Below are 11,715 nucleotides of genomic sequence, written 5' to 3' on the forward strand. Positions count from 1 at the left end.
TACTTGCTGCGGCAGAGCGGGGATTAAGAATTTGTATTATTATTTACCAAGTATTCAAATCGTGCTACAAAATTTTTCGGATCAAAATAATCTTTTGAAATCCTTCCTGTGAATGGTGAAAGTTGCTTTGAAAGTTGCTTGATAATATTAACTTGAAATTTCTGCAATGTATCTCCGTATCCTTTTGCTTTTTTATCCATTTTTGCGACATGTTCATCTAAAAGATTCCTGAAATTACCGTCTTTCCTTTTTAGATACTGTTCTAAGAATATTAATGTATCGATATCTAAAACACAAAGATTTTTCACCTTTAATTTACTCCCACCTTGATCAAGGTTTTCACGAAACCATTTATTAAGGATATAATTTATTCCCGGAATTTCTAAAAGACGGTCAGACAGCAATAGAATAGGGTAGACATTATTATTTTTTTCTAGATTGATTTTATCATCGAAGGGAAAATTATCTGCCGCGATTGCCTTAATATGATTAATCAGTTGACCTATACCTACTGCGCGATGGTCTGCTGGATCAAACAGAAACTTTTTCTTTAATACCCCAAGTATTAATTCAATATTACCGGATACTTTAGTTTCTTTTCTTATCAACACGTCTTTGTACTCAAAAAGAAATATGTTCTTGTCATAACGAACATAATAATCAGGTTTACTTTCTTCACCTACATTAGTATTAGCCTTAATAAAATACTTCTTATAAAATATATTATCCAGCAAATTTTTCATCAAAAACTCCTCTGAAAATTCTTTATTAAACCAGCTAAAAAATCTTCCATCGGAATCCTTGTAATTGTTCTGTCTGTTATAACTTTCTTTTAAACTGAATTTTAGACTCTTTGTAAACTTATCAAGTACAAAAAAGGGATCAATTATAGCGTATGTAAAGTCGTCAATTTTGTATAAAGGGTGATTCCGTAACCGTAAAAAATCGGCTTCAGTAATAATTTCATCACCACAAAGTGAATCAAGGAATTTAGCTGCCTCTTCGTCTTCAACTTTATATTTATACGAATTATTTTCTCTAAAACGCAAGATCTGAACTATTAAATAATCAACCTGTTTCTGTAATGCTGCACTATTATCCTGCTTGAAATAGATACAAAAATCATCCAGCAAGTACCTCAGTTCTTCTTTTGAAGATAAGAAAGCAATTAAACTTTGAAACCGGTAAGATGTGGCAAAGGCCAACTTTAACAACTCAAAACTAACATCTTCATAAAGGCCCAGATCAGCAGAAGAAAATTTCAGGGCGACAAAAACTTCTGCAATTTTTTCAATATTATCTTCGGTTGTGTCAAGAGTTAGATTGACATTCCTGTTAATATTGCCGTTGATAATAAGGATTGCTTTAAATAAATTCAGCTCTTCAGAATCCCGATCTTCAGGATTTTGATTATTTTCAATTAATTCAATCTTATTGACCAGGATCGTTTCGGCTAATTGCAAAGAACCTTCCCTCGATACTAATTTTACATTGCCTTCTATTTTATTTCCAAAGAGGTACTGAGCAATTCGTCTATTTATATCAAGCTGAATAGCAGGGTTCGAAAAAAAATTATGATAATCAGGAAGATTTGGAGTAGTTAGGAAACCTATTATTTCTTCGTTCGTTTTCTTTGACAACTTTTTCAGGTAAAAAATTACCTCCTCCTTCTTTTCGTTACCAAATAAATGATCGAATTCTAATCTTAGTTCCACCCTCACCTTTTAGTAAAATTATAAATTACAGCTCATCATAATCATTGAACTAATCCAGTTGAAAATTCTCGTCCTCCGCTATCATCGAAGTAACATCTATGAGCGGTAAGACAAAGAGATTGAAAGGGGTATTTTCTGTTTTGCAATGTAATATGCCTCTGGAGGAACCCACCGATATCATTGCAATATGAGCCAAAAAACCTTTCGGAATAGTAAGGCCGTCATCGTTTTTAAAAGCTTCCCAGTCTTCCGGCATTACTTTAAACTTGTTTTCAGTTCTTAATTTCAATAGTAATTTTTGTTCGTCTGAAAAGAATTCAATAATTACATTACACATGATTTCAGAGTTAGCATCAGAAATACCAAACTGTAACCCAGTAGTAAATTTGATCTTTTTAGGATTAATTCCTACTGAATCAATTATTGCAAACTCAGCTGTTTCAATTTCCAACAATTGAAATTTGACAGTTAATTTATTATCCATTATTGACTTAATGCTGGTTGATAGGTTTCATACTGTTTATCGTTACCAAATAATGAAACGAGTTTTCCCATTTTTACATCGACTTCTTTTTCAGAAGAATTGACAGGATTTGCCGGACTTACAATTTCTCCTTTACCAGAATATGGTTTGGACATCAATACTAATGTTGGTTGATAACCTGAAAGAATTGGCATATTCAAAATTCTTTGAATAGCAATAATATTATCCCAACTAAATTTTTCTTTTCCTTTTAGAAGCTTATTTACATATTGTGCTGAAACACCAAGTTCTTTCGCCAAGTCTTTCTGCTTCATACCCAGTTTATCCAAACGCATCAAGATTCGCAATGCTAAATTTTGAGACTCCTGCAGCCATTCACGATTTTTGATTCTTTCTCTCGCTTCTGTTACAGCGACAGATTCTCTGTTCGCGAGTTTGCTTAAGTATTTTTCTTTGCTTGTCATTTTTTAGTCTTGTTCTGATAGGTAATCAAAGAATGTTTCTTCGTCGGTTATTGAATTGTCCCTTAAAAAGTCCTGCAGTGCATTTATTTTTAGTAACTGTTTATCTGTTAACGGATGATCTCTCATTTCATGTGTAACTTTAATTGCACTACCCGCTATTATGATCACTGATTCTAATTGTATGCCATAAAAACGAAGGATTTGTTGTTTAGATTTTCTTTTAGGAAGGATTTCATACAAGTCCTTTCCTTTGGATAATATCTCGAAGTGTTCTGAAATATTACCATCATCGGCTGCAGTAACCAGTTTATTGTCGAAAACATTTGCATTCCTGATAATGAAAGAGGAAAACCCAAGGAGGTCTTTTTGAGGAAAGAAATCATTATTCCTGATAAAGCCATCATAATATTTTTCATGAAACTCTTTTAAATACTCGGTATCCAGCCAGTTGTTCATTGCTAAATTATATTCATCATTTGGTTTACCATCAAACCAAAATGCGAATAAGTAGGGTGCAAATATATCAACTATTTTCATAATAATCAACCTATAGGTTTATTTTAACATTATTTATCACTATTTTTTTAAATATGGCTAAATCCATTGTAGCTTTAACTGCCGCTTCCGTCTTCAACATCTTGCTGTTGATCGCTACATTTAGAACCATAGAAAACCACTATGCATTATCCAATACTGATGTTTTAACCAATGAGCTCCTGGTACCTACGCCACTGATCATTACCCTTTGAACAGCGCGGCTGCAAGCCACATAGAATAATGCTTTTTCTGTTTTGATGATCTGTTCCTGTTCCGGTTCTGGTAGATTAGCGAAACCGGCAGGTTTTAAAGGCAGTGTGCGTTCATTTACATCAACCAAATAAACCTGTTTAAATTCCAATCCTTTCAGACCATGAAATGTAGTGAGTCTGACCCCTTCATTTTTACTGTTTAACAGGTGTTTATCTACATAAGGGATGTTGTTTTTATGAAGGTGGTTTCTGAAATCATTTACTGAATCTCTTGTTCTTGCTGCAATGACAATATCGTTATAGTGGAAACCATTTAGGATGATGGTTTTCAGATCCTCCAGTATCTCCGTTAATTCATCGTCTTTCGATTTATAGGTTCTGTATTCAGGTTGAGAGCCATGAAATAAAGATAAGTACCCTTTTTTGCTTTCAGTTTCCCCATCGAAATTGTCATAATCTTCATCATTGACTATTGATAAAGCTAAATTTTTTATTTCTTCGGTAGTTCTATAATTGATCCGCAGCCTCGTGCTTCTGTTCCCTCTAATATTTATGCCGGCCTTGGAAAAGTTTATTTTTTTATTGTAAATATTCTGCAGAGGATCGCCAACAAGGAATAAATCATTTGCCGATTCTTTACATAACGACCGTATAAAATTTAATTCGACATTTGAAAAATCCTGCAATTCATCAACAATTACATGTGAGTAGGGATAAATTTCGTGTTCCTTTAGATATGAACTCACCAAGTTATAAATCTCCTCTTTATAAAACAGATGACTTCCCTGCTTGTTTTTAAGGAAGGATTCGATCACTGCCCATGCATCGACCCGTTGCTTCTTCGTGATTGGCTTTCCTCTACCGACTCTACTTGCTTTCAGATATTCTGCCTGATTTTTAATATTCTGGGGAAGCACTACCTGTTCAAATTCCGATTGAAGGAAATCAGCATCAAAGGGAGATAACAGTTCTTCCAGCGTCTGTTCCCAGACTTCCTGGGGTTTCTTAACGGCACCCAGACCAAAAACTTTATCTGAAGATAAGATCAGTTTATATTCTTTGGCTAAACCAAACGCTAAAGCATCGATATTATTAATTTCAAAAGCTGCCGGTACGATATGTAAATCGGTCGCTAATGCCTTTAAATTTTCACTCAGTTCTTTGGTAAAGGTTGTGAAAAGAATAGGCTTATCCAGGTTTTTATTTTGGGATAAAAACTTCAGACGGTGTAGGGCAGCAACTGTTTTGCCGGTACCTGCACCTCCAGAAAGCTTAATGGATCCTTTGAAGTCACCATGCACAAAAGTTGACTGAGAGGGATGCAAATAGTATTTCCATTTCTGCAACGATCCCTGCAATGCTTCATTTAAAATTTCATCGTCTGTTAATTCAATGAAAGAGCGTGAGTTATTTTTACTTGCAATAGCTTCCTTATTATTAAGGCCTTCCTGAATTTCCGTTATCAGCTGGTCAATATTTGCCCCATCCAATAAGTAAAATAAATTCTCAAAAACATCTACCGGCAAATATTCTTCTAATTTTTCCAAACCAGCAAGATCAGTAATTTTTAAGACGGAAGGAATTAAGATTTCAGGAACTCCGATTTTAAACATCTGCTCTGCATCATAACTATTCATAAACAGATCAGCGGCGATATCAATGCCTGAATCTGCCGTAGGAGCTACGTTTTCATCGATGCTGAAAACCTGGTAGGCCTGTGTCTGATCATTCCAATCAATTATTTTGTTCTTCGCCCAATCCATTGCTTCATCATGATTATCTACCCAGATCAAAAGATACAACTCACCGGGAGTTACTTCCTTTATGATTGCGCGATACTTCTGATCTATCCTCGCCGTTTTCAAGGACTGGTCTTTAAAAGTTTTTATCGCTTCCAGATTAATGGCTGCACTTTTTGAATTATCTCTAAACTTGCTGATAAACTCAGTAACCTTGCCTTGGGTACCCTTATTTAATTTCAGTAATGCGTCCCAGAACTTATCGTATATAAAGAGTTTCATAGTTGAATTGTATTTATTTGGTTTGAATCATATATTTTAAAACCAGCGGTTTCAAAAATTCTTTTACTTTCTTCGGTACTCGGATTAATTACCAGCTTAAGTTCAGCAAAAACCAGTTCACCATCGGCTATGATATTTCCATCCCCATCCAACCATGAGTCCAGATATTCATAATTTTCCCGATTTATGATGTTTTTGGTGATTGCGTCTTTCAGGAGATTGTGAAGGTAAAGCTCAAACAGTGATTCTATTTCTGTGAAAAGCTCCAAGGGATCCGAGGCAGCGCCCGAGTCCTGCACCGTATTATCTGCGTTCTCAAGAAAAGTTCCCGACTGAAAAAGATTAAAGATATGCCAGAAAATTTCCCATTCCTGTTTGTCCACCGTAGTTACATCCTTCATCAGTTTTCGATTAAAGATCAGTTTCTTACCGATATTCACCCAACTTCTCCATTCAATAAAACTGAAATCGACTGTGTACTCCAAAGGAACCAAGGCATTAAAATCAGTTACCCGATTATTTTTGATATAACTGTCAAAAGTGAGCTGGCGTGAAAGTAAGAGTTGAATTTTGTTTGGTTCAAATGAGGGTTCCAGCAGTTTTTCGGTCCACGATGCCAAGTAAGACATCCAGGATTTGCTGTGTATGCTAATTTGGGGATACTGCAGCTGCATCCAAAAACGATTGAAATTGCAATTGGCTGATCCATAATTTATACGCTCCCCATTAGTGATACCCGATAATAATTTATTAAAGCTGTTACCATATTTCTGATGATAAACTGTTCCTACTTCATCTTTCACCCCAATATCACCCGCCAACATTTTCTGTAAAATATCCAGATCATGCCAGGTTAGGGTCCAAGAACGGAATTGACTTTGCGCAGCAATAGAAGCTCTGATGTTAAGATCTCTTTCAAAAACATTGTGCTCTGCTGATGCGTGATATTGGTAACCGTCCAGATAAACGGCTATTTTAGGAACCTCATGCCTATAATCGACTCCTTTGTGGGTATAGTGACCACAGGAAATCAAGAAATCTGTTCTCGTACTGTAAGCAATACCATCTTTAGGGCCTAAAACCACCTGTGGTCTGATCCAATATAAGGCCTGTACATCGCCAATATCTATGTTTAACTCATAGTGTACTGTACCATTCTGTTTCTTACTTATGAATGACACACCGTCGGTCTTCTCTGCAAAAACTGAGAACAATTTAACAAACCGTTCCTCCAATTCGGACTCTTCGATTTTCCCGGAATTGGTAAGCGACGTTAAACCATTATCATTTTTTACCCATTCTTCTGTTTTCTCATATATTTTTTCGAACCACTTTTCTGCTCTTTCCCTGCTTAAATCGGCCCTGTTATACTGGTTCCCATATGAATAGATGCATTTATAGCATCCATCATGGCCTTCCAGCTGACAGGAGCAATCTCTGATTGCTTCGTAACTTTCTTTCAGCAATAAGGAAAATTCATTATGATCAAATAATTTTTCCAAATAGCCAGTACCCCCAGGAATGGTATCAAAAAGCAGTAAAAAACGATCGAATTTATCCGTATTCTGATTGAATTCCCGGTAATTTTGGATTTTAAGATGGCCCGGATTGCCTTTAAAATACTTTTTCAGGCCCAGTTCCAATCCTGCCTGAAACATTCTAATATCCTCATCACTATTGAATTCCTGGATTGGCAGAACGATTTTAAGCACTTCGGTGTTCATTTCCCTGAAGAAGTAGAGTTCCGCAAATACGTCGTCTGTACCAGGTTCATATATCACATCCCGATGTTTACAATACCCATAGTGGAATTCTTTGGGTTCGGATAAAAGATGGGTCGCGGAAGCAGATTTGCCACAATGTCTGCAAGTCACGAATCCTTTTGTAAGAGCTTCGCAATCATTCACTTTAATTTTCCGGGCATCATTGCCGTCATTCCGGCCATAATTGACCGATGTTATCACCGCATTTTTAACATACTCAATCCCGAAAGGAATGTCCTTAAGAACCCATGCCCCGGCAGAAGATTTATGATCCAACAAGACATGGCTGATTACCTGATATAGCTGGGTGTCCCGGTCGTCACTAGCATCTGACAAGGTTGCCTTGGAAGCGCTATTGAATGACTTTACATTGGTCATTTTTACGAATGTATGCACATTAGAAGAGGAAGCCCAGGAAGGATCACCACATTTTGGGCAGTTTCCTTTGGTAGCTATACTGCTGATTTCCAAATGGTCACATTTTGAACAAAACCTTTTGCTATGGAAATTTTCCTGATCGCTCCAATCGAAAGTATTTACTCCGGATATTTCAAAACGATAGCCCTGGGTATAAAAATAATTTTCCGGTGCCAGTTCTCTGATGGCCTGTGAAGCAGGCCGAATGAGTTCAAACTCTTTGTCCAAACTCTGGCTGGTGCTTCCCTCTACTTTAGCACTCAGGACATTTGCGTTCAGTTTTACGCCCGTTTCCGGAAATGCATAATTCGGTAAAATACCGACATTGGTCAGGTGCTGTAATACATTCCGGGCTGCCACTGCTTTTTTAATGCCACTTAAATTTCGTTTTTCTCTCGTGTATTCGTCAAAAACGGGATCTCCTTTTGCTAATTTCAGGACTTTTATTTCCTTCTCCAAGTCCTGACGCTTATTTTCAACCGCAATGAGTTCGTTTTTTATCCGAATAAAAACATTCAGTAAATCATCATAGAAAGCCCCAGATTCTATTGACTCCTCAATCTGCACAAATACATCATCTTTGATATTAGGGTTGTATTGATTTAAAAAAGCTGTGGTTAAAAACAGACGGTTGGTTTCTATAAATTCATTCAGCCTGTTTATGAAGAAATCTTTACCGGTTAAATCACGATTATGAAGTTTCAAATCTCTGATAAAGGTGGGTATCGCATTTTCATTGGGGTTAGCAGATGTCCAACTGTCTATACAGTAGGCAGTAAAATGTCTTTTCAATATATCCTTTGCTTCCAGGTAGCAGCCCGGAGTATTAATATCCCCCTGCATCATCGCCAATGGCTCTGTATAATAATACAAATCATGATTCTGGTTTTTGGCAAAGTTTACAATCAGTGCGGCCCCTGAGCTACGGCCTGCACGGCCTACGCGCTGTAAAAAATTGGAAGGCAGAGGCGGAATACTGTTGTTATAGGCGGTATTCAAGCTCCCGATATCGATCCCCATTTCAAGCGTACTGGTTGCTATCAAGGTATTGGTAGCGTTAAAGCGTTTTCTTTTCTTGAAATCAATTTCGAGCCGCTCTCTCTCTCTCCGTTCCAGCAGCCCCGTATGTTCCCTTGCATACACTCTCGGAAAACGCTTCCGGTTATAGACTGCTTTATAATAATTCTGTTTTACAGTATGGTGCGCCAAGTAAGTTCCTGTGCATCGGTAGGTTAGACAGTTTGCCCCAACAGTTACCGATTCATCATCCTGAGCGTAGAGGACATCTTCACACTGACTACATCTGTATTCCTTCACATTTTTTGCTACCATAATCGCAGCAGGATCAATCGCGAAGTTTTCATGTTCCCCAGCCTTCGCACTGTTGAGCAATCCTATTTCCACCAGAGCATCTGTCCATTCTTTAAAAAATTCATTAATAAAGTCCGTTGTCACTGCTGCCTGGCGGAATGTTTTTCGGAAGTAGGAATGGAACCAATTGGTATTTTTGGCGGTGGTTGTATCCAACAAATTATCGCGCGAGCTCTGCGTTGTGAGCAGTTTAGGCAAACGTGAGCGGGTGCCGAATTTAGGATTCAAGAAATGACGGGTATCTTTTTGCCAATTCAAATCCAACAGACTCAATTTATCTTCCCGAAATTTTGACAGGAATACATGATCAATCGCTCCTCTGTTTCTTGCTCTGTGTAATATTAAATTTGAGAAGCGAATTACGGCATCTTCTGCCATCGTTCCGCTTACATCATTTGCTGTGATCCATTGCTGTAATGCGGGCCAAACCTTAGCTAAAAGTCCGGGATCAAAAAATACAGAAGAAGCGCCGGTTTTTTCGAGTGTACGCCCGATGCGGGAATTGAAACCGAATTCAGAGTAAATTTCCCAACCTACGCGGCAGTCGAACTCCTTTAAAAAATGAGGTGCATACTGATTACCAATCATAAAATCTTTTGGAGATGCCTTGCCTATATAATCTTTCGGGAAAAAACGGTACAGGTAGCCGTTTAATGAGTCCCGACCGGACTCATCGCCGTGTTCTTTCCAGTATTCCATAAAGTGATCCACCAATTCACTTAAACGGACCGGCTGATCCAATTCATTGATCACTTTCTGAACAGAAGCTCTGAAGGTGAACCGATAATTCCGTCCTTCAATAAAACCCGCCTGATGCGCAGCATCCTGGACGGAGTTGGTAAAGGCGAGTACTTTTCTGTCCTGGTCCGACGCTGAATCCAAGTCAGTTGCAAGCGTCTGACTTACCGCAATGGAACTTAAAGTTGGAATTTTGGTTCCAATAATGGCCATTGTATTCGTGCCGGCACAACACGGGCAGATGAGCTCCGCTTTGTTGTTTTTTAATTTTCGAATGGCCTGTATTTCAAAGCCCTCTTCTTCCGGAGCAACTATTGCCAGGCTCACGGGATTGATTTTAATCTTTAAAAAATCGTCAGGTTGGTAGCCTATGGCCTCAAAATCTTCCAAGGACATTTCGTCTTTGGGCAACAGAAAATAAAGGTTTTTGTTCTTGGTAAAAAACTTCTCGTAGACTTCGTTTATATCTTTGGTAAAAGCCTCTTTATTATCCGGTTTAACGCCTAACCAGCCGGAGCTGTTACATTCTCTGCAATACCAGGGAGGCAATGCCGCAATATCTTTATTTGCATCGACCTGATCCCGAAAAGAAAAACGGGCGGGATCTTCCAATGTATACTGAACGCCACTTAATTCACGGATCCACAACTGTACCTGAAGGTACATAAAAGGGGAACGCGTATTGTCCCTGTCTTTTGCATGGGAAATGAGGGTCAACAGTGATTCGAGCACTCTTTCTTTGGGACTGTATTGGTTTTCGGCATCCCACTGGGGTAATTTCCTATACGTCGCATTCGTTATGGATAACCCGCGAATGATTTCTTCCACGGTTTTCGTACCCAATCCTCTATTGGCCGCAATCACCAAGTCCTTTACTATTTTTAGCTGCAGTAAACCGTCAGTCAAATTATCTCTGTCCTGTTGCCAGGCAGCGATGTTCAGCTGGATGTACTCTGAAAAGTCGTCTTGCTCATGAAAGACCAAATTTTTCAAGGCATTGGGTAAGGGAATGAAGTCATTCAGGTTATCATCTTCCCCAAAAAACTCCTCAGGAGTAATTCGGTTTTCACTGATGATGGCATCGGGGGTTATATTTTCGCCAAAAACTTTAGAAGCATATTCTGCCAACAGCTGTGGTGCCTGGGGGCCTGAACCTATAGTTGCGGAAGTCCCTACAGGACAGAGCTGGCCTTTGGACATCTTCAGTTTCAGCTTCATCCGGCGTATCAGATTGGCTACATCTGTTCCCTGTGCACCATCATAGGTATGCAATTCGTCTAAGACCAAGAACTTCATTAAGCCAGGGTCCTGGAGGTTGTGCGCCCAAAGTTTGTGATAGTTATGCTTCATGAGGGCATAATCCAACATCTTAAAGTTGGTTAGTATAATATCTGGTGGCGCATCTAAAATACTGTCCCGGTGCTCGACGATATTCTGTTTCCCCATGGTTTTAGGAAACTGTCCTTTGGGGCCGTTGCCTTCACCAATAAATAAGCCGGCGCGGATTTTACCCCGCAGTCTTTCATCTTCGTCAATCATTTCGGCCAAACGCTTCGCCTGATCCGTAGCGAGCGCATTCATAGGATAAAGAATAATCACCTTGATCCCCGGGCGGTGCTGCTGCTGAAAACAGTAATCGAGCATGGGGAACAGAAAGGATTCTGTTTTACCGGAGCCTGTCCCTGTTGTAATGATGGTTGGTTCCGGCTCTTTGTGATGGGTTGACAATCTGGTCCAGGATTTTACCTGATGGTCATAGGGCGGCCATTCCGGTTTTATGTGCAGAGGGATTTGTTTTACCGCTTCCTGGTCTGCTTTTACAAAGCGCAGTTTTAAGGAAATGTAAGGACCTTTGAACATGCCCTGTGTGGGATGATCGATAAAGGCATCAAATGCATCGGCAACCTGACGTTTTCGAAAGGTAAACGTGGCCTGCAGATAGGATTTGATTGATTCTTTTATTTCTATGGCTTGTTGTAGGCTCAGCATTCTG

General features: G+C 38.8%; 6 protein-coding genes. All 6 read right to left on the reverse strand.

Annotated features, from left to right (window positions below):
* Window positions 1-23: 23 nt before the first annotated feature.
* Window positions 24-1,715: a hypothetical protein gene (locus BW932_RS10735; RefSeq protein WP_076387505.1), complete on the reverse strand. Its 1,692-nt coding sequence runs from the start codon at window positions 1,713-1,715 to the stop codon at window positions 24-26.
* Window positions 1,716-1,764: 49 nt separating this feature from the next.
* Entirely contained in the window at window positions 1,765-2,199 is a 435-nt protein-coding gene (locus tag BW932_RS10740; RefSeq protein ID WP_076387506.1) for a hypothetical protein, read from the reverse strand.
* Window positions 2,199-2,663 carry a helix-turn-helix transcriptional regulator gene (locus BW932_RS10745; RefSeq protein WP_076387507.1) on the reverse strand — a complete coding sequence of 155 codons (465 nt, stop codon included), beginning with the start codon at window positions 2,661-2,663 and terminating at the stop codon, window positions 2,199-2,201. The genes BW932_RS10740 and BW932_RS10745 overlap by 1 nt, the downstream gene beginning before the upstream one ends.
* A gap of 3 nt (window positions 2,664-2,666) precedes the next feature.
* A complete protein-coding gene (locus BW932_RS10750; protein ID WP_076387508.1) occupies window positions 2,667-3,200 on the reverse strand; it encodes a hypothetical protein in 534 nt (177 codons plus the stop codon).
* Window positions 3,201-3,339: 139 nt separating this feature from the next.
* Window positions 3,340-5,433, reverse strand: a complete 2,094-nt coding sequence (locus BW932_RS10755) for a 3'-5' exonuclease (RefSeq protein ID WP_076387509.1) — start codon at window positions 5,431-5,433, stop codon at window positions 3,340-3,342.
* Window positions 5,430-11,711 (reverse strand): DEAD/DEAH box helicase, encoded by a 6,282-nt coding sequence (locus BW932_RS10760; RefSeq protein WP_076387510.1) that lies wholly within the window; start codon window positions 11,709-11,711, stop codon window positions 5,430-5,432. Before BW932_RS10760 ends, BW932_RS10755 begins: the two co-directional genes overlap by 4 nt.
* Window positions 11,712-11,715 lie beyond the last annotated feature (4 nt).

This window comes from Kaistella chaponensis, assembly GCF_900156725.1.
In the GTDB taxonomy this organism is placed as follows: domain Bacteria; phylum Bacteroidota; class Bacteroidia; order Flavobacteriales; family Weeksellaceae; genus Kaistella; species Kaistella chaponensis.

What these genes read in the sequence shown, in the direction of transcription:
- BW932_RS10755 (WP_076387509.1), bottom strand. Translation starts at nt 5,433, where the DNA reads ATGAAACTCTTTATATACGATAAGTTCTGGGACGCATTACTGAAATTA.
- BW932_RS10745 (WP_076387507.1), bottom strand. Translation starts at nt 2,663, where the DNA reads ATGACAAGCAAAGAAAAATACTTAAGCAAACTCGCGAACAGAGAATCT.
- BW932_RS10760 (WP_076387510.1), bottom strand. Translation starts at nt 11,711, where the DNA reads ATGCTGAGCCTACAACAAGCCATAGAAATAAAAGAATCAATCAAATCC.
- BW932_RS10740 (WP_076387506.1), bottom strand. Translation starts at nt 2,199, where the DNA reads ATGGATAATAAATTAACTGTCAAATTTCAATTGTTGGAAATTGAAACA.
- BW932_RS10750 (WP_076387508.1), bottom strand. Translation starts at nt 3,200, where the DNA reads ATGAAAATAGTTGATATATTTGCACCCTACTTATTCGCATTTTGGTTT.